Source organism: Jiangella mangrovi (assembly GCF_014204975.1).
Classification (GTDB): Bacteria; Actinomycetota; Actinomycetes; order Jiangellales; family Jiangellaceae; genus Jiangella; species Jiangella mangrovi.
In genome coordinates this window covers 145,089-163,326 of record NZ_JACHMM010000001.1, presented here as the reverse complement: position 1 = coordinate 163,326, position 18,238 = coordinate 145,089, and the positions used below count along the sequence as shown (strand labels likewise).

Genomic DNA, 18,238 nt, shown 5'->3' with positions numbered 1-18,238 from the left:
GTGCCCGAACCTGCGGCCCGGCCGCGCGACCTGAGTCCGGCGGAGATCGGGTTCGTCCGCCAGCGACCGGTGCCCTGGCTCAACCCCGGCCTGCTCGCCGGCACCGCCGTCCGCGTCCTGCTCGCGTACCTGTTCGGCGGCTACCTCGACAAACGCGAGCTGCAGGCGGCGCTGCCGGACCGCGCCTACGACCACTCCGCCGCCGACGAGCTCTGGTTCGACTACACCGCCGACGTCGGCGACGGGTTCGACGCCACCTACTCGGTCGCGTCGCTGCTGGCCCGGCCGGAGCTCATGCTCGACGACGGCCGCCTGCTGCCGCGCGGGTCGCTGCTGGTCCTGGGTGGCGACCAGGTGTACCCGACGGCGTCCAGCCCGGCCTACGAGCAGCGCTGGAAGGGCCCGTACCGCGCCGCCCTGCCGGACCTCGCCGCCGTCACGCCGTCGCTGTACGCGCTGCCCGGCAACCACGACTGGTACGACGGGCTGACGGCGTTCCTGCGGCTGTTCGCGCAGGGCGACACCATCGGCGGCTGGCGGACGCGGCAGGCGCGCAGCTACTTCGCGCTGGAGCTGCCGCACAAGTGGTGGCTGTTCGCCGTCGACATCCAGTTGTCGTCGTACATCGACGAGCCGCAGCTGGACTACTTCGGCCGGGTCGCCGAGCGGCTGACGCCGGAGGACCGGATCATCCTGGCGCCGGCGCAGCCGTCGTGGGTGAAGACGCACGAGCGGCCCGACGCCTACGACAGCGTCGACTACTTCATCCGCACGGTCATCGAGCCCACGGGCGCCCGGGTGCCGCTGCTGCTCTCGGGCGACATGCACCACTACGCCCGCTACACCGGCTCCGGGCCGGACGGGCGCGGCCGCCAGCTGCTCACCTGCGGCGGAGGCGGCGCCTACCTCGTCGGCACCGACCACCTGCCCGACGCCGTCGCCGTCCCGCCCGAGGAGACCATCGCCCGGCGGCGCAGCACCCCGCAGCAATACGAGCTGGCCGCCGCGTACCCGTCGCAGCCGGCCTCGCGGCGCCTCGGCTGGCAGATCTTCTCGCGGCTGCCGCGGCGCAACCCCGGTTTCGTCTGGCTGCTCGGGCTCATGCAGACGCTGCTCATGCTCGCGTTCGTGACGTCGCCGGACCACCTGGTCACCCCCGCGACGGTGACCGGCGTGGTCGCCGTGCTGGTCGGGACCGCCGTGTTCACACTGGTCCTGGGGGTGCGGTCGCGCAAGCACCTGACGGCGGCCGTGCTCCATGCCGTGCCACACGTGGCGCTGGCCCTCGGGGGAGCGGCGGCGTGGTCGGCGCTGCCGCTGTCGGAGCTGGCGAACCCCTGGGCGACACTGCTGGCCTTCGTCGTCTACGGCCCGGTCATCGGGCTCGTCGACGCCTGGGTCGTGGGTGCGTATCTGCTGGTCGCGCGCTACGTCGACGTCAACGTCAACGAGCTGTACGCCGGTCTGGGCATCGAGGACCACAAGAGCTTCCTCCGCTTCCACCTCGGCCGCGACGGGTCACTGACGGTGTACCCGGTCGCGGTCGAACGCGTGGCCCACAGCTGGCGGGCCGACCCGGGCGGTGCCCCCGGCTCGCCCTGGATCGTCCCCGACGACCCCCTGCACGCCACCCTCGCCGAGCCCCCCGTCCGCATCGACGGTCCGGGACGTCCGCTTCCTTGATCATCAACCTTCTCGGTCGTCCGAGCAGCACGAAAGGTTGATGATCATGGGCACTCAACCGTGTGAGTTGGCTGCGGCAACCGTGTGGCATCACTGTCGCCCCAGCAACAGTTGACTCACACGGTTGGCGCAGCGATCTCACACCGTTCAGGTCGGAATGGCCCCGTGCAGGTCGGCGACGCCGCCGGAGCGGCTCCTGATGGTCCCCTTTCATGATCATCAACCTTCTCGGTCGTGATAGCAGCACGAATGGTGGATGATCATGGTCGCTCCCGCGCGGCGGGGCGCGCACGACGGGCCGGGACGTCCCGCTGGGTAGGGTGGAATTCTGCCGAGCCGGGGGAGGCGCCATGCGGTTCCTGCACGACCGGGTCCCCGACCAGGACCTCACCTACAGCGACGTGTTCCTCGTGCCGAACCGGTCCCAGATGGGGTCGCGGCTCGACGTCGACCTCACCACGGACGACGGGACCGGCACCACCATCCCGCTGGTCGCGGCGAACATGACCGCGGTCTCGGGGCGCCGCATGGCCGAGACGCTGGCCCGCTGCGGCGGGCTGGCCGTCATCCCGCAGGACATCCCGCCCGACGTCGTCGCGGGGGTCATCGCGTGGGTGAAGGGGCGCCACCTCGTCTACGACACCCCGCTCACCATGCCGCCGTCGGGCACCGTGGGCGAGGCGTACAACCTGCTCCCCAAGCGCGGCCACGGCGCCGTCATCGTCGTCGACGACGGGCGCGCGGTCGGGGTGGTCACCGAGGCCGACTGCCAGGACGTCGACCGCTTCACCCAGCTGCACTCCGTCATGTCGACCGAGGTGCTCACACTGCCCGACGGCATCGCCCCCGAGGACGCGTTCAACCAGCTGCACGACGGACGGCACCGGCTCGCCCCGGTGGTTGGCCCGGACGGGCGCATCGTCGGCATCCTGACCCGGGAGCGCGCGCTGCGGGCCACGCTCTACGCCCCCGCGGCCGACGACGGCGGCAACCTGCGTATCGGGGCGGCGGTCGGCATCAACGGCGACGTCGAGGGCAAGGCGAAGGCGCTGCTGGCCGCCGGCACCGACGTGCTGGTGGTCGACACCGCACACGGCCACCAGGAGCGCATGCTCGACGTGCTGCAGCGGGTGCGGTCGCTGGACCCGCAGGTCCCCGTCGTCGCGGGCAACGTGGTCACGGCCGAGGGTGTCAGCGACCTCGTCGCGGCCGGGGCCGACATCGTCAAGGTCGGCGTCGGGCCGGGCGCCATGTGCACCACGCGCATGATGACCGGCGTCGGCCGGCCCCAGTTCTCCTCGGTCCTCGAGTGCGCTCGCCGGGCCCGCGAGCTGGGCGTGCACGTGTGGGCCGACGGCGGCGTGCGGCACCCGCGCGACGTTGCGCTGGCGCTGGCCGCGGGGGCCGACAACGTCATGATCGGGTCCTGGTTCGCCGGCACCTACGAGTCGCCCGGCGACGTCCTGCGCGACGGCGAGGGTCGCATGTACAAAGAGAGCTTCGGCATGGCGTCGGCGCGGGCGGTCAAGCTGCGCACGGCCGAGGACTCCGCATTCGAGCGGGCCCGCAAGGGCATCTTCGAAGAAGGCGTCTCGCAGGCGCGGATGTACCTCGAGCCGTCGCGGCCCAGTGTCGAGGACCTCGTCGACACCATCGTCGCCGGCGTGCGCAGCGCGTTCACCTACGTCGGCGCGCGGACGCTCGAGGAGTTCCGCGAGCGCGCCGTCGTGGGTGTGCAGAGCGCATCGGGGTACACCGAGGGCATGCCCGTGGACGTGAGCTGGTGACCTCCCCGCACACCGCAGCCCAGGCCGTCCGGTACACCCGGTACGGCGACCCCGACGTGCTCTCGCTCGACACCGTCGACCTCCCCGAGCCCGGCCCCGGCGAGGTGCGCATCGCCGTCCGCGCGGCCGGGGTGAACCCGTACGACTGGAAGGCCCGCCGCGGCCTCTACGCCGGCGACGAGGCACCGGCCCGGCCGGCCCGGGTGGGACTCGAGTTCGCCGGCACCGTCGACGTCGCCGGCCCCGACGTCACCGGCTGGGCCGCGGGTGATCCCGTCTTCGGGCTGGCCGGCGGCTCGGCCGCCACCCACATCGTCGTCCCGGCCGCCGAGCTGGTCGCGAAGCCCGACGAGATGTCGTTCGTGCAGGCCGCCGCGCTGCCGGTCGCCTGCGAGACGGCATACCGCGCCATCCGGCTGCTCGACGTGCGCGACGGCGACACCGTCCTCGTGCACGCCGCCGCCGGCGCCGTCGGACTGGTCGCGACGCAGCTCGCGCTGGCCCGCGGCGCCCGGGTCATCGGCACGGCGGGGACGGCCAACCACGAGTTCCTGGCGTCGCTGGGAGCCGAGCCGGTGCTCTACGGCGACGGCCTCGCCGACCGCGTGCGAGCCGTCGCCCCCGGCGGGGTCGACGCCGTGCTGGACGCCTCCGGACGCGACGTGCTGCCGGTGTCGGTCGAGCTGGCCGGTGGCCCCGAACGGGTCGTCACCATCGCCGACGGCACCGCAGAGCGGTACGGCGTGCGAGCGACGTGGAGCGCCGACCTCCCGCTGCCGGAGGTGTTCCGGACGGTGCTGCCGCTGGTCCAGCAGGGCGTGGTGAGCATGCCCATCGCGGGCACGTTCCCGATCGAGCAGGTCGCCGAGGCGCAGGCCGTCAGCGAGACCGGTCACCTGCGCGGCAAGCTCGTCCTCACCGTCGGCTGATCACGCCCGACAGCTTCTCCAGCAGCTCGCCCGACGGCACCGAGCCCGGGGCGACCCGCTCGCGCGCCGCGACGACGGCCAGCTGGCGGACCAGCTCGTTGCCCGGTGCCTCCACTCCGTGCAGCCGGGCCAGCAGAACGATCTCGCCGTTGAGGTAGTCGGCCTCGATGCTGCCGGTGCCGCGGAGCAGGCTCTGCACCGCCGAGCCGCTGGGAGCGCGGCCCTCGAACTGCGGCATCCTCAGGATGTCGCCGCGGCGCTCCTGGTCCAGGCCGGCGTCGACGACGTCGATGCCGGCGGTCGCGAGCACGGACTCGCCCTCGGCCTGGAGCAACGCGGTCACCTGCTTCGCGCCGTCGTCACCCGGGCCGCACAGGGCCGCGACCGCGTTGCCGAGGTTCATGATCAGCTTGCGGTACTTCCACCGCATGATGTCCTCGCGCGGCTCGGAGACGAAGCCGGCCTTGACGAGCGCCGCCGCGACGGAGCGGGCGCCGTCGTCGATGCCCCCGGGATAGCGGCCGATGTCGAGGATGCCCGGCACCGGCGCCGAGCGCGCCTGGACGACTCCGGGCTGGACGTGCGCCGCCGGGAACATCACGCACACGCCGTAGACGTGCGAGAACAGCCGCAGCGCCAGCCGCTCGTTGGCCACGCCGTTCTGGATGCACACCACCGGAGTGGACGGCCCGGCGACCTCGCGCAGCGCCTCGAGGGCGTCCGGGGTGTCCTGGCCCTTCATGGTGAGGATCACGACGTCGCCGGGGCCTACGCCGGCCTCCGACGGCGACCCGTACGTGGGCACCGGCACCGTCGTCGCGCCCTCAGGTGACTCCACCCTCAACCCGGACGAGCGGATGGCGGCCAGGTGCGCGCCGCGGGCGATGAGCTTGACGTCGAACCCCGCCGAGTGCAGGCGTGCGCCGAGGACGCCGCCGATCGCGCCGGCGCCGTAGATCACGAAGGCCATGGTCCGTACGCTATCGGGCGGCGTTGCGCAGTAGAATTCCGCGGCGTGACCGAAACCTCTCGTCCCGAGCCCGCTGAGCTCGCTGAGCCCGCCCTGCCGTCCGTCTACGACCCGGCAGCGGTAGAGGCTCCGCTCTACGAGAGCTGGGTCGAGCGCGGCTACTTCGAGGCCGACGAGAAGAGCGACCGGCCGGCGTTCTGCATCGTCATCCCGCCGCCCAACGTCACCGGCTCGCTGCACCTCGGGCACGCGTTCGAGCACACGCTCATCGACGCGCTGGTCCGGCGGCGGCGCATGCAGGGCTACGAGGCGCTGTGGATGCCGGGCATGGACCACGCCGGCATCGCCACCCAGAACGTCGTCGAGCGCCAGCTGGCGGCCACCGGGCAGTCCCGGCACGACCTCGGGCGCGAGGCGTTCGTCGAGAAGGTCTGGGAGTGGAAGGCCGAGTCCGGCGGCAAGATCCTCGCGCAGATGCGCCGGCTGGGCGACGGCGTCGCCTGGAGCCGCGAGCGGTTCACCATGGACGACGGCCTGTCGCGCGCCGTCCAGACCATCTTCAAGCGGCTCTACGACGACGAGCTCATCTACCGCGCCGAGCGCATCATCAACTGGTGTGTGCGCTGCCACACCGCGCTGTCCGACATCGAGGTGGAGCACAGCGACGACGACGGCGAGCTGGTCTCGATCCGTTACAGCGACGACGTCGTCGTGGCCACCACGCGCGCCGAGACGATGCTCGGCGACACCGCCGTGGCCGTGCACCCTGACGACGAGCGCTACAAGCACCTCATCGGCACCGAGGTCGACCTGCCGCTGACCGGCCGGCGCATCCCGATCGTCGGCGACCCGCACGTCGACCCGTCGTTCGGCACGGGCATGGTCAAGGTCACGCCGGCGCACGACCCCAACGACTTCGAGATCGGCCGGCGCCACGACCTCCCCATGCTCACGATCATGGACGAGCAGGGCATCATCACCGCGCACGGCCCGTTCCAGGGGCTGGACCGCTTCGAGGCCCGGCCGGCCGTCGTCGCGGCGCTGCGCGAAGAGGGCCGCATCGTCTCCGAGAAGCGGCCGTACGTGCACGCCGTCGGCCACTGCTCGCGCTGCAAGACCGTCGTCGAGCCGCGGCTGTCGCTGCAGTGGTGGGTGCGCGTGGGCCCGCTCGCGAAGGCCGCGGGCGACGCCGTGCGCGACGGCCGCGTGGCCATCCACCCGAAGTCCATGGAGTCGCGCTGGTTCGGCTGGGTCGACGACATGCACGACTGGTGCATCTCGCGCCAGCTCTGGTGGGGGCACCGCATCCCGGTCTGGTACGGGCCCGACGGCGAGGTCGTCTGCGTCGGCCCCGACGACGACGCCCCCACCGGCGAGGGCTGGGTGCAGGACGAGGACGTGCTCGACACCTGGTTCTCGTCGGCGCTGTGGCCGTTCTCGACGCTCGGCTGGCCCGACGAGACGCCGGCGCTGGAGAAGTTCTACCCGAACCAGGTGCTGGTCACCGGCTACGACATCCTGTTCTTCTGGGTCGCCCGGATGATGATGTTCGGGCTGTACGCCAACGCCTCGCTCGGGGCCGAGAAGGCGATTCCCTTCCACACCATCGCCCTGCACGGCATGGTCCGCGACGAGCGCGGCAAGAAGATGTCGAAGTCGTTCGGCAACGCCGTCGACCCGCTCGACTGGATGGACGCCTACGGCTCCGACGCGCTGCGCTTCACGCTGGCCCGCGGCGCCAACCCCGGCGCCGACGTGCCCATCGGCGAGGACTGGGTGCAGGCGTCGCGCAACTTCTGCAACAAGCTCTGGAACGCCACGCGGTTCGCGTTGATCAGCGGGGCGCGCGTGGGCGAGCTGCCGCCGTCGTCGGAGCTGACGGCGGCCGACCGGTGGATCCTGTCGCGGCTCAACACCGTCCTCGCCGACGTCGACGGGCTGTTCGAGGACTACCAGTTCGCCAAGCTCAGCGACACGCTCTACCACTTCGCCTGGGACGAGTTCTGCGACTGGTACGTCGAGCTGGCCAAGACGTCGCTGGCCGCCGGCGGCGCCGCGGCCGAGAACACCCGGCTGGTGCTGGGCCACGTGCTCGACCGCCTGCTGCGCGTCCTGCACCCGGTGACGCCGTTCGTCACCGAGGCGCTGTGGACGACGCTGACCGGCCAGGAGTCGCTGGTGGTCGCCGACTGGCCGGCGCCCGACGCGGCCCGGCACGACCCCGCCGCCGAGGCCACCGTCGCCGAGCTGCAGCGGCTGGTCACCGAGGTCCGCCGGTTCCGCAGCGACCAGGGCCTCAAGCCCGGCCAGCGGGTGCCGGCCCGGGTCAGCGCCGCGGTGTCCGACGTGTTCACGTTCACCGAGCACGAGGCGGCGTTCCGGTCGCTGACCCGGCTGACCTCGCCGGATTCGGGCTTTGCCACGACGGCCCAGGTCGTGGTCGGCGCCGTCACCGTCGAGCTGGACCTCTCCGGCGCCGTCGACGTCGAGGCCGAGCGCAAGCGGCTCAGCAAGGACCTCGCCGCGGAGCGGAAGGCGCTCGAGCAGGCGACCCGCAAGCTCGACAACGAGCAGTTCCTCGCCAAGGCGCCCGAGTCCGAGGTCGACAAGGTCCGCGGCCGGCGCGTCGCCGCCGAGACCGAGATCGCGCGGCTCGAGGCGCAGCTGGCCGGCCTGCCGCAGGGATCTGGTCCGCAGTGAGCGCTGACGCTGAGCTGCTCCGCGGCATCGAGGCCGAGCTCATGGCCCGGCGTCCGGAGTCGCTGGTCGAGCCGTCGCTCGAGCGCATCCGCGAGGTACTCGACCTGCTCGGCAACCCGCAGCGGGCCTACCCCGTCGTGCACATCGGCGGCACCAACGGCAAGACGTCGACGGCGCGCATGGTCGACTCGCTGCTGCGCGAGCTGAACCTGCGCACCGGCCGCTACACCAGCCCGCACCTGCAGTCGATCACCGAGCGCATCGTCGTCGACGGCGAGCCGATCGCGCCCGAGCTGTTCGCCGCGACGTACGAGGAGATCAGGCCCTACCTCGACCTCGTCGACTCCAAGCACGACGTCCGGCTGGGTTACTTCGAGGCGCTGACGGCGCTGGCCTACGCCGCGTTCGCCGACACCCCGGTCGAGGCCGCTGTCGTCGAGGTCGGGATGGGCGGCGCGTGGGACGCCACCAACGTCGCCGACGGCCGGGTCTCCGTCGTCACCCCGATCGCCGTCGACCACGTCGAGTACCTCGGCGACACCATCGAGGAGATCGCGACCGAGAAGGCCGGCATCATCAAGCCCGGCGGGTACGCGATCCTGGGCCCGCAGACGGCGGCCGCGGCGGAGATCCTGCTGGCGCGGATCGCCGAGGTCGGCGCCACCGTCGCCCGGCAGGGCCTCGAGTTCGGCGTGCGCGACCGCGAGATGGCCGTCGGCGGGCAGGTCATCGGCCTGCAGGGGCTCACCGGCCCGTACGACGAGGTGTTCCTGCCGCTGCACGGCGAGTACCAGGCGCACAACGCGGCGGCGGCGCTGGCCGCGGTCGAGGCGTTCGTCGGCGGCGGGCGCGAGCCCCTGGACGCCGACCTGGTGCGGGCCGCGTTCGCGCGGGTCACGTCGCCGGGGCGGCTCGAGGCGCTGCGCCGCGGCCCCGTCGTCCTCGCCGACGCCGCACACAACCCGGCCGGCGCGGCGGCGCTCGCGGCCGCCCTGACCGAGGAGTTCGCCGGCACCGCGCTGGTCGCCGTCGTCGCCGCCATGGCCGACAAGGACGTCGAGGGCATCCTCACCGAGCTCGAGCCCGTCGTCGAGGCCGTCGTCGTCACCGAGAACTCCTCGCCGCGCACCATGCCGGCCGACCAGCTCGCCAACATCGCCGTCGACGTGTTCGGCCAGGACCGCGTCCACCAGGCCGTGCCGCTGCCCGAGGCGATCGCCGCCGGGCTGGCGCTGGCCGAGCGCGAGGAGTCGCTGGGCGGCTACGGCGTCGTGGTCACCGGCTCCGTGGTGACGGCGGGCGACGCGCGGGTCGCGTACGGGGCGGCGTCGTGAACCGCATCGCCGCCACCATCCTGTCGGTCCAGATGATCGTGGTGCTGCTGGCCGTGCCCGTGGCCATCAACATCGCCGACGTGAGCCGGGGCGCGGCCTGGCTGGCCGGCGGCGGCATCGCACTGCTGTGCGTCCTGGGCGCGGCGACGGTGCGACGGGGGCGCGTGGGGTACGTGCTCGGGACCGCGGCCCAGGTGGGCTCGATCGCCGCGGGCGTCGTGGTGCCGGCCATGCTCATCCTGGGCGGCATCTTCGCCCTGCTCTGGTTCGTCCTGCTGCGCATCGGCCCGCAGATCGAGCGCGAGAAGGCGGCCCGCGAGCAGCAGCAGGGCGAGTGATGGCGGGCGGTTCGGTGGCGCTATGGCCCCACCGAACCGCCCGCCATCACTCTCTGCCCGCGAGGTAGGCGGCTTCGATCTCGCGGAGTACGGCGGCGGGCTCGGTGCGCAGCCGGGCGGGTGAGACCGGCAGGACGCGCCAGCCGTGGGCGGCGTATCGCGCTCGGCGTTCCTCGGTACGGGCGGGAGCGTCGCCGAAGCCGTGGAAGCTTCTGGAGTCGACCTCGACGACCAAACGGGCCTGTTCCCAGCAGGCGTCGGGGTGGATGCCACGGTGGCCCGGGAGTGGCTGGTTCCAGCGGGGTTCGGGCAGGACGCGGCTGGTGCGGACGAGGTCGCGTAGTTCACATTCGGGTGCGGAGCGGCAGCCCGCCTCGATGTCCCGCATGGCGAGCCTGGCCAGCGCGCCGCCGCGGCGTGGGGCGGCGGCGACCTCGGCGCGTAGCGCGGTGAGTGTGGTGCGGCGTCGTTGGACGGCTTCGCACATGAGGGCGCGGGCGTTGCGCAGAGCGAGGTCGTGGTGGTGGCCGGGGTGGTCCCAGCAGCGGGGGCAGCCGTCGGTGCGGGAGCAGCGCGGACGCCAGTCCGCCGGCAGCCGCTCACAGCGCACCACGGTCTCGACGACGGCCCGAGCCGGCGGAACCACGGGAACGATGCCGGGAACCGGACCATTTTCGGCCTGGTCGATGAGCACGTCCAGGGGCAAGTCGACGAGATCGTCGTCGATCCAGAGCTGAGGTACGGGTGGCCGCGTCGTCCGGTTCACCCGGACGAAGCCCTTGCTCCGGAGGGCCGACTCCCACGGCACCAGCACGTCGATCTCGTCATCGGCAGGCGGGCCGTATGCCAGCCCGCTCATGCCGCAGGCCCAGGCGCCGCTGATCGCGGCCCTCGGGCCGCTGTGCAGGATCGCGGCGCGGCGCCGATGGATCGGCGTGAGCGGCCCGTTGAAGGTGGCGTAGACGCCGGGCAGGACGCGCTGCCACGGCCCGCCGGGCCGGATCGCGTGCTTGACGGCGTCCTTCGTCATGCCGGAGGCGAGCGCCTGCCGGCGAGTGATCAGCCCGTCCTGGGCCCGAGCGAGTGCGAAAGCGTGATCATGGTGCACGACGCGATCCTCCGTGGCCGGGGTCGCGGCGAAGGGCGCGTTCGCGCCCCTGTGGACAACTGATGGCGGGTGGTTCGGTGGCGCTATGGGCCCACCGAACCACCCGCCATCCCGGAACTCAGAGGCCGGGGAACCAGAGGTCGAGCTCGCGCTTGGCGGCCTCGGGGGAGTCCGAGGCGTGCACCAGGTTCTCGGAGTTCGACAGCGAGAGGTCGCCGCGGATGGTGCCGGGGGCGGCCTTGCGGCCGTCAGTGGCGCCGTTCATGGCCCGGACGACGTCGATGGCCTGGTCGCCGTCGAGGACCAGCGCGACCAGCGGTCCGCCGGTGACGAACTCGCGCAGCGCGGGGTAGAACGGCTTCTCGACGTGCTCGGCGTAGTGCGCGTCCGACAGCGTGGGGTCGATGGTGCGCTGGTCCATCGCGACGATGGTCAGGCCCTTGCGTTCATAGCGGGCCAGAATCTCCCCGACCAGGCCGCGGCGGACGGCGTCGGGCTTGATCAGGACGAGCGTGCGCTCGGACACGGGTGCTCCTGTGCGGTCGTGTGGATCGGCAATGTGCCGACACTAACCAATCCCCGCGCGCGCACGCGGGTCAGGTGGTCATCACTGGTCCCCGACACGGCGATGAAAGCCTCGTGAAAGCGGCCGCCGGTAGCGTCCGGGGTGTTGGGTACGCATCCGGACTGTGGACGCACTGTCCGGTATGTGGGCACAGCGGACATGACGGGGAACGCGCGACAGCGGCATGACCACGGTCGTGCGTCCGAGGTAAGGTTCCCCCGAACGTCCAGGGGGCAGCGGGGTTGCTTGGCGTGTCGAAGTGTCCGGCGACGCGGCGTCCGACCGGTCGCCTCGGCCGGTCCTCCGATACGGTCCCCACGCTGCGCCCCGCCGCTCCGACCGGTTCGGGGCGGGCAGCGACACCAGCGGTGTGCGGACGGGCGACGAGGCGGGAGCGGTAGAGACACCTCATGGCGGGGACAACTCAGACGACTGACGCGGCCAACGAGCGCCAGCGCGCACGCGAACAGCGAGGCATCCGGAGCAACCAGCGGGTCCGGGCCGAGAACACCCGGCTGCCGTCGCCGCCGCGCCAGCGGCGCCCGGCGCTGGCCGCCCTGGCGGTCCTGCTCATCGTCGGGGGCGCGGCCGTCGCGGCGCTGCTGGCCATGCGCGTCGACGAGCGCACCCCGGTGCTGCGCCTGGCCGCCGACGTCGGCGCGGGCGAGCAGATCACCGTCGAGGACCTCGAGACCACCCAGGTGGCCGCCGAGGGCACCGAGCTGATCCCGGAGTCGCAGGAGAGCCTGGTCGTCGGCCAGTACGCGCGCGTGACCCTCCGGGCCGGCCAGCTGCTCGACACCACCATGATCGAGCAGACGTCGCCGTTGTCCGAGGGCCAGGTCGCCGTCGGCGCCTTCCTCGGCCAGGGCTTCCTGCCGGCCGGCGGCCTGCAGCCCGGCGACATCGTCGACCTCGTCTCGATCATCACCGGCGAGGGCGACACCATCGTCGAGGGCGCCCGGGTCGCCACGGCCCGCGCGTCCGAGGGCGGCGACGCCCAGGGCGGCACCGGCTCGCTGGTCACGCTCCTGGTCGACCGCGGCGACGCCGCCACCGTCGGCGGGCTCGCCGCCACCAACCAGCTCGTCGTCACGCTCGTCGAGCGCGGCACCCCCTTCGAGTCCGAGGGGGAGTGACGGGGTGCTGATCGCGTTCGCGTCCGCCAAGGGCTCCCCGGGGGTGACCACCACGGTCAACGCCCTCGGGGCCATCTGGCCGTCCGACGTGGTGGTCGCCGACTTCGACCCCGCGGGCGGCGACCTCGCGCTGCGCCACCGCGACGCCGAGGGCGAGCCGCTCGACCCCGAGCGCGGCCTGCTCTCGCTGGCCGCCGCCGCCCGCCGGGGCGTGGCCGAGGCGAGCATGGCCGAGCACCTGCAGACGGCCGACGGCGGCCTCGACCTGCTGGCCGGCGTGGTCCGGCCCGAGCAGCTCACCGGCATCGGCGCGGTGTGGCCGGCCATGGCCACCATGCTCAAGACGCTGCCCGTCGACGTCCTGGTCGACTGCGGGCGCATCGTCCCGGGCACGCCGCTGCTGCCGGTCATGAACGCCGCCGACGCCGTCGTGTTCGTCGTCCGGCCGGGCATCGAGTACTACGCGCACCTGCGCGAACGCCTGCGCTGGCTGGCCGAGCCGCTGCAGATCGGCAAGGCCGGCAGCATCCCCGTCGGCATCGCGCTGATCACCGACAGCGGCGACACCGCGAGCGCCCGCGACCTCGACCGGCTGCTGCAGCACGACGGCCACCAGGTCACCGTGCTCGGCCGCGTCGCCGACGACCCCAAGGCGGCCGGTGCGCTCGCCGGGCGGTGGAACCGGCGCATCGACCGGTCGCTGCTGGTGCGCTCCGCGCGCGAGCTCAGCGACTCCGTCCGGCGGCTGGCCCAGGCCCACGCGCGCATCCCGAGCAGGAGCTGACCACAGTGGACCAGAACCTCGTCCGCACCCTCCGCGAGGAGGTGGCCGACACCCTCGCCCGGCAGCGCCGCGACGACGCCTCCAACGGCATCCCGCCCATGTCCGGCGAGGACGAGCGGCAGTTCGCGCGCGCCGTCATCAGCCGGGTGCTCGACGCGCACGCCCGGGCCGAGATCGCGGGCGGCCGCACGCCGCCGTCGGCCGAGGAAGAGGAGGAGATCTCCTCCGGCATCCACGCCGCGCTGTTCGGCGTCGGCCGGCTGCAGCCGCTGCTCGACGACCTCGACGTCGAGAACATCGACATCAACGGCTGCGACAACGTCTTCATCCAGTACTCCGACGGGCGCGAGGTCAACGGTGCGCCGGTCGCCGAGAGCGACGACGAGCTGGTCGAGCTGGTGCAGATCCTGGGCGCCTACTCCGGTCTCACCAGCCGCCCGTTCGACTCCGCGAACCCGCAGCTGGACCTCCGCCTGCCCGACGGCAGCCGGCTCTCGGCCGTCATGGGCGTGTGCGCCCGGCCGGCCATCTCGATCCGCCGCGCCCGGCTGTCGCGGGTGCACCTGGACGACCTGGTCCGCTACGACACCGTCACCGAGGACCTGGCGGCGTTCCTGGCGGCCGCCGTGGCCGCGCGCAAGAACATCATGATCGCCGGGGCCACCAACGCCGGCAAGACGACCATGCTGCGCGCGCTGGCCAACGAGATCCCGGCGGCCGAGCGCATCATCACCGTCGAGCGCGCGCTCGAGCTGGGTCTGGGCGAGTTCGCCGACCTGCACCCGAACGTCGTCGCGTTCGAGGAGCGGCTGCCCAACTCCGAGGGCCAGGGCGCCATCACCATGGCCGAGCTGGTCCGCCGCAGCCTGCGCATGAACCCCAGCCGCGTCATCGTCGGCGAGGTGCTGGGCGACGAGATCGTCACCATGCTCAACGCCATGAGCCAGGGCAACGACGGCTCGCTGTCGACCATCCACGCCAACAGCTCCATCGAGGTGTTCAACCGCATCTCGACCTACGCCATCCAGTCGGTCGAGCGGCTGCCGGTCGACGCGACCATGATGCTCATCGCCGGCGCCATCGACTTCGTCGTGTTCGTCGAGAAGCGCAACGAGTTCGCCGAGGGCGGCCGGCTGCGCCGGTTCGTCTCCAGCATCCGCGAGATCAACGGCGTCGACGGCCGGGTGCTGTCCAGCGAGATCTTCGCCGCGGGGCCCGACGGCGTCGCCGTCCCGGCCGCGCCCATCGCCTGCATGGACGACCTCATCGCGGTGGGCTACGACGCCAACGCGAGCCGGGTGATCGCGTGAGCCCCACGATCCTGCTCATCACCCTCCTCGGCGCGGCCGTGGGGGCGGCGGTGCTGCTGCTGATCATGGCGATCCGCGGCAGCGAGCCCAAGCCGCCGTCGCCGGGCTCGTCGCGCCCGCTGATCGAGAAGCTGGGCCGGCAGACGGTGTACGGCGTCATCGCCGGCGTGGGAACGCTGCTGCTGACCCGCTGGCCGGTCGCCGCCATCGGCGCCGGGTTGCTGGTGGCGTTCTGGCCGGCGCTGTTCGGCGGGGCGAAGGAAGAACGGACGTCCATCGCGCGGCTCGAGGGGCTGGCGTCCTGGACGGAGTCACTGCGCGACACCATCGCCGGCGCCGTCGGCCTCGAGCAGGCCATCCCGGCCACGGTCTACGCGGCCGCGCCGTCCATCCAGCCGCAGCTGCGCCTGCTGGCCGACCGGCTGCGCATCCGCATGCCGATGCCCGAGGCGCTGGAGCGCTTCGCCGACGACCTCGACGACGCCAGCGCCGACCTCGTGGTGTCGGCGCTCATCCTCAACGCCCGGCTGCGCGGTCCCGGCCTGCGCCAGGTGCTCTCGTCGCTGGCCGACTCCGCGCGGGCCGAGCTCGACATGCGCCAGCGCGTCATGGCCGGCCGGGCCAGCACCCGCCGGTCGGTGCAGATCGTCGTCGGCGTCAGCCTCTTCTTCATGGTCGGCCTGTCGATCGTCAATCGCGACTTCGTCGAGCCGTACAACTCCGCAGCCGGCCAGATCGTGCTGGGCGTCGTCATCGGCATCTTCGCCATCGGCTTCCTCTGGATGCGCCGGCTGGCGAAGTTCGAGACGCCCGGCCGGTTCCTCGTCACCGCCGAGCCCGCGGAGGTGCGGTCGTGACGCTCATCCTGGTGGCGGGCGCCATCGCCGGCGTCGGGGCGCTGCTGCTCGGCTACGTGCTGTCGGTGCCGCGCATCAACCCGGCCGCGGCGCTGGCCCGGCTCGACGCCGAGCGCAGCCGGGCCCGGCGCGACCGCCTCACGGCGGCCACCAGCAGCGGCAGCACCGGCGAGTCGGCGTCCATGCGCAAGTTCGGCGGGCAGCTGCGTCAGACGCTCGAGGGCTTCGGCCTGCGCCTGGGGTCGCTGCGCGCCGACCTCTCGTTGCTGGGCAAGACCATCGAGGGGCACCTGGCGACGACGGTGCTGTGCGGGCTGGCCGGCTTCCTCATGCCCGTCGTGCTCACCGCGATCCTCTCGCTCGCGGGCATCGGGCTCGGCATCGCGGGCGGGACGATCATCGGCCTGATCCTCGCGGTGGTGTTCGCGGCCATCCCGACGCTCACCGCCCGGTCCAGCGCGTCGGACCGGCGCCGCGACTTCCGCCACGTCGTCGGCTCGTTCCTCGACCTCGTCGCCATGAACCTGGCCGGTGGCCGCGGCGTGCCCGAGGCCCTGCAGGCGGCGTCGTCGCTCAGTGACGGCTGGGCCATGGTCCGCATCCGCGACACCCTGCTGACGGCCCGGCTGCACGGCGTCACCCCCTGGGCGGCGCTCGGCGAGCTGGGCGACGAGGTCGGCGTCGACGAGCTGCGCGACCTCGCCGCCGCGCTCGCGCTGGTCGCCGAGGACGGCGCCAAGGTGCGCGAGTCGCTGGCCGCCCGGGCCGGCTCGCTGCGCCGCCGCGAACTGGCCGAGATCGAGGGGAAGGCCGGGCAGCGCTCGCAGTCCATGCTGGTCGCCCAGCTGGTGCTGTGCTGCGGCTTCCTGCTCTTCCTCGTCTACCCCGCGCTGATGGGGGTGCTGGAACAGAGTTGACGATCCTCGCGAACCGACCCCGACCCATCCCACATGACCAGGAGACGTCCTTCATGAAGAGCCCCCACACCCCGATTGGCTGGCTGCTGCTGAGCCTGCAGGTCCACGTCGAGCGCGCCCGCCGCGCGCCCGAGCGCGGCGCGTCGGCCATCGAGTTCGTCATCATCACGGCGATCCTCGTGGCGCTGGCCGCGGCGGTCGGTGTGGTCATCTACCGCCTGGTCACCGACGAGGCCGAGTCCATCGACATCCCGGACGCCCCCGGCGGCGGCGGGCTCTGATCTCCTGATCCGCGACACCGAGCACCCACACCATGCGACCCGGGCACAGTCACCACCGGCCGAGGCCGGCACGTCACGAAAGGACACTTCGCGATGCGTAGACGACTGTTGACTCTTGCCGCCGCACTGGTGGCGGTCACCGCCGCCGGGCTCTCTCTTCCGGCTCAGGCGGAGGAGACGGCCGAGGCCGCGAACGCGACGCCGGTGGTGAACTCGCTGATCTTCGGTGGAGTGGGCTCCAACATCAGCTACAGCGCCATCTGGGACCGCGGGTTGCCGGACCGGCTGTTGATCGACCCCGACCAGTCGGTGCGGGTGACGGCGTTCTTCGCCCCCTCGGGGACGACCGACGGCGTCCACGCCGGGACACCGGTCACGTACCGGTGGTACTACTGGTGCGCCGAGGGCAAGGAGTACCTGACCGATCCCGTCGAGGACTTCATTCCCGGCATCCCGGGCTGGAGCCCGGTCCAGGGGCCGACCTGGCCGACGCTCGCCGTGGACGCCACGCTCACCGTCCCGGAGCACTGCAAGGCCAAGTCGCTCTACCCCGACGACAACATCGGCCGGTTCAACATCGAGTTCCGGGGCACCGGATCGCAGTACTCCGCGTCGGGCCCGCATGTCCTCAACGCCCCTCTGACGATGCCCGAGTTCGAGCTCGACGCGAACGGCGACGTCGTCCTCTACTCGATCGTGAGTGAGGACGAGGTGCAGGTGATCCAAGAGACGGGCAACTGGCTCGACACCGCCGGCAACACCGTGCGCTACTTCTTCACAGCATGCGAGCCGGCCCGCGAGTTCCGCGACTTCCTGCTCGGCCAGGGCGCCTCGCTGGGCGGCCTCGCGACCTCGAGCGCCCCGCTGCAGACGCTGGTCGAGGAGGGCGCGCTCGCTGCCGTGGAAGAGACCGGCGGACAGGACGTCGCCGTCAGCATGAACGCCACGAAGTGGGCCCTGATGTCGGGACCCGACCTGGCCCAGATCTTCGGAGACGACCCCGGCAGCTCGATGTGTGGCGTGTGACCTGACATGAACGATGAGCGGAGGTGTGGAGCATGACCAGGACGGCAGCCGTTGCCGGTTCGCGTCGTGCTCGCGCACGGGGGCGGCTGCGGTCGCGGCCCGAGCGGGGTGCGAGCTCGATCGAGCTCGCGCTCTACACGCCGTTGATGTTCTTGATCATCTTCATCATCGTGCAGTTCTCGCTGACCTGGCACGGCAACCAGATCGCGGCGGCGGCCGCTCGCGAGGCGGCCCGGACGGCGCGCATCGGCGGCGGCACGCCGGCGGCGCTGGCGGCGGCCGAGGTGCGCGGGCGCGAGTACGCCGAGGCGGTCGGCAACGGTCACCTGGTCATCACGTCGATCGACGCGGTGGCCGTGGGCGACAACGTCCGGATCACCGTCCGGGGCCGCTCCACCGAGATCATCAACAACCTGGCGCCCGAGGTCTCGCAGACCATCGAGGGCCCCATCGAGCAGTTCGTCCCGGACCTGTGATCACGCGACTACGAGCCGCGCGCGCGGCGAGGAG

17 protein-coding genes are annotated in these 18,238 nt (G+C 72.5%); 14 read left to right on the top strand and 3 right to left on the bottom strand.

Going from position 1 to position 18,238, the window contains the following annotated elements:
- The 3 genes from HD601_RS00710 to HD601_RS00700 all read left to right on the top strand — a co-directional run bounded on the left by HD601_RS00710 (position 1) and on the right by HD601_RS00700 (position 4,399).
- Positions 1-1,683: a metallophosphoesterase gene (locus tag HD601_RS00710; protein ID WP_184818387.1), complete on the top strand. Its 1,683-nt coding sequence runs from the start codon at positions 1-3 to the stop codon at positions 1,681-1,683.
- A 350-nt stretch (positions 1,684-2,033) separates the two neighbouring features.
- Positions 2,034-3,470: a GuaB1 family IMP dehydrogenase-related protein gene (locus HD601_RS00705; protein WP_184818385.1), complete on the top strand. Its 1,437-nt coding sequence runs from the start codon at positions 2,034-2,036 to the stop codon at positions 3,468-3,470.
- Positions 3,467-4,399, top strand: coding sequence for an alcohol dehydrogenase catalytic domain-containing protein (locus HD601_RS00700; RefSeq protein ID WP_184818383.1), 933 nt, complete (start codon positions 3,467-3,469; stop codon positions 4,397-4,399). The genes HD601_RS00705 and HD601_RS00700 overlap by 4 nt, the downstream gene beginning before the upstream one ends.
- Here HD601_RS00700 and HD601_RS00695 read toward each other — a convergent pair.
- Positions 4,386-5,369 carry a ketopantoate reductase family protein gene (locus HD601_RS00695; RefSeq protein ID WP_184818381.1) on the bottom strand — a complete coding sequence of 328 codons (984 nt, stop codon included), beginning with the start codon at positions 5,367-5,369 and terminating at the stop codon, positions 4,386-4,388. The genes HD601_RS00700 and HD601_RS00695 overlap by 14 nt on opposite strands.
- Before the next feature lie 45 nt (positions 5,370-5,414).
- Here HD601_RS00695 and HD601_RS00690 point away from each other — a divergent pair, with 45 nt between their 5' ends.
- The 3 genes from HD601_RS00690 to HD601_RS00680 are packed head-to-tail and all read left to right on the top strand — an operon-like array spanning position 5,415 to position 9,741.
- Positions 5,415-8,069: a valine--tRNA ligase gene (locus HD601_RS00690; RefSeq protein ID WP_184818380.1), complete on the top strand. Its 2,655-nt coding sequence runs from the start codon at positions 5,415-5,417 to the stop codon at positions 8,067-8,069.
- Positions 8,066-9,403: a bifunctional folylpolyglutamate synthase/dihydrofolate synthase gene (locus tag HD601_RS00685; protein ID WP_221440430.1), complete on the top strand. Its 1,338-nt coding sequence runs from the start codon at positions 8,066-8,068 to the stop codon at positions 9,401-9,403. Before HD601_RS00690 ends, HD601_RS00685 begins: the two co-directional genes overlap by 4 nt.
- Positions 9,400-9,741, top strand: a complete 342-nt coding sequence (locus HD601_RS00680) for a DUF4233 domain-containing protein (RefSeq protein WP_184818379.1) — start codon at positions 9,400-9,402, stop codon at positions 9,739-9,741. Before HD601_RS00685 ends, HD601_RS00680 begins: the two co-directional genes overlap by 4 nt.
- 46 nt (positions 9,742-9,787) lie before the next feature.
- Here HD601_RS00680 and HD601_RS00675 read toward each other — a convergent pair whose 3' ends face one another.
- Together HD601_RS00675 and ndk are read right to left on the bottom strand one after the other, a co-directional pair.
- Positions 9,788-10,849 (bottom strand): hypothetical protein, encoded by a 1,062-nt coding sequence (locus tag HD601_RS00675; protein ID WP_184818378.1) that lies wholly within the window; start codon positions 10,847-10,849, stop codon positions 9,788-9,790.
- A 118-nt stretch (positions 10,850-10,967) separates the two neighbouring features.
- Positions 10,968-11,375, bottom strand: a complete 408-nt coding sequence (gene ndk / locus HD601_RS00670) for a nucleoside-diphosphate kinase (protein ID WP_184818377.1) — start codon at positions 11,373-11,375, stop codon at positions 10,968-10,970.
- Between the two features lie 449 nt (positions 11,376-11,824).
- On the opposite strand from ndk, the gene HD601_RS00665 reads away from it, so the two are divergent.
- The 8 genes from HD601_RS00665 (at position 11,825) to HD601_RS00630 (ending at position 18,204) form a co-directional block, all read left to right on the top strand.
- Complete coding sequence (locus HD601_RS00665) at positions 11,825-12,553, top strand: SAF domain-containing protein (protein WP_184818376.1); 729 nt, start codon at positions 11,825-11,827, stop codon at positions 12,551-12,553.
- A gap of 4 nt (positions 12,554-12,557) precedes the next feature.
- Positions 12,558-13,337 carry a CpaE/TadZ family protein gene (locus HD601_RS00660; protein ID WP_184818375.1) on the top strand — a complete coding sequence of 260 codons (780 nt, stop codon included), beginning with the start codon at positions 12,558-12,560 and terminating at the stop codon, positions 13,335-13,337.
- 5 nt (positions 13,338-13,342) lie between these two features.
- Positions 13,343-14,647: an ATPase, T2SS/T4P/T4SS family gene (locus HD601_RS00655; protein WP_184818374.1), complete on the top strand. Its 1,305-nt coding sequence runs from the start codon at positions 13,343-13,345 to the stop codon at positions 14,645-14,647.
- Positions 14,644-15,504: a type II secretion system F family protein gene (locus HD601_RS00650; RefSeq protein WP_221440429.1), complete on the top strand. Its 861-nt coding sequence runs from the start codon at positions 14,644-14,646 to the stop codon at positions 15,502-15,504. Before HD601_RS00655 ends, HD601_RS00650 begins: the two co-directional genes overlap by 4 nt.
- Positions 15,501-16,421, top strand: a complete 921-nt coding sequence (locus tag HD601_RS35295; RefSeq protein ID WP_184818373.1) for a type II secretion system F family protein — start codon at positions 15,501-15,503, stop codon at positions 16,419-16,421. Before HD601_RS00650 ends, HD601_RS35295 begins: the two co-directional genes overlap by 4 nt.
- Positions 16,422-16,474: 53 nt before the next feature.
- On the top strand, positions 16,475-16,702 hold the full coding sequence (locus HD601_RS00640; RefSeq protein ID WP_184818372.1) for a hypothetical protein: 228 nt from the start codon (positions 16,475-16,477) through the stop codon (positions 16,700-16,702).
- Between the two features lie 93 nt (positions 16,703-16,795).
- The gene (locus HD601_RS00635) at positions 16,796-17,728 is read left to right on the top strand and encodes a hypothetical protein (protein WP_184818371.1); all 933 of its coding nucleotides are present in this window, start codon (positions 16,796-16,798) and stop codon (positions 17,726-17,728) included.
- 32 nt (positions 17,729-17,760) lie between these two features.
- Positions 17,761-18,204, top strand: a complete 444-nt coding sequence (locus HD601_RS00630) for a TadE family protein (RefSeq protein WP_184818370.1) — start codon at positions 17,761-17,763, stop codon at positions 18,202-18,204.
- Positions 18,205-18,238: the final 34 nt, after the last annotated feature.

What these genes read in the sequence shown, in the direction of transcription:
- HD601_RS00705 (WP_184818385.1), top strand. Translation starts at nt 2,034, where the DNA reads ATGCGGTTCCTGCACGACCGGGTCCCCGACCAGGACCTCACCTACAGC.
- HD601_RS00695 (WP_184818381.1), bottom strand. Translation starts at nt 5,369, where the DNA reads ATGGCCTTCGTGATCTACGGCGCCGGCGCGATCGGCGGCGTCCTCGGC.
- HD601_RS00665 (WP_184818376.1), top strand. Translation starts at nt 11,825, where the DNA reads ATGGCGGGGACAACTCAGACGACTGACGCGGCCAACGAGCGCCAGCGC.
- HD601_RS00640 (WP_184818372.1), top strand. Translation starts at nt 16,475, where the DNA reads ATGAAGAGCCCCCACACCCCGATTGGCTGGCTGCTGCTGAGCCTGCAG.
- HD601_RS00635 (WP_184818371.1), top strand. Translation starts at nt 16,796, where the DNA reads ATGCGTAGACGACTGTTGACTCTTGCCGCCGCACTGGTGGCGGTCACC.
- HD601_RS00630 (WP_184818370.1), top strand. Translation starts at nt 17,761, where the DNA reads ATGACCAGGACGGCAGCCGTTGCCGGTTCGCGTCGTGCTCGCGCACGG.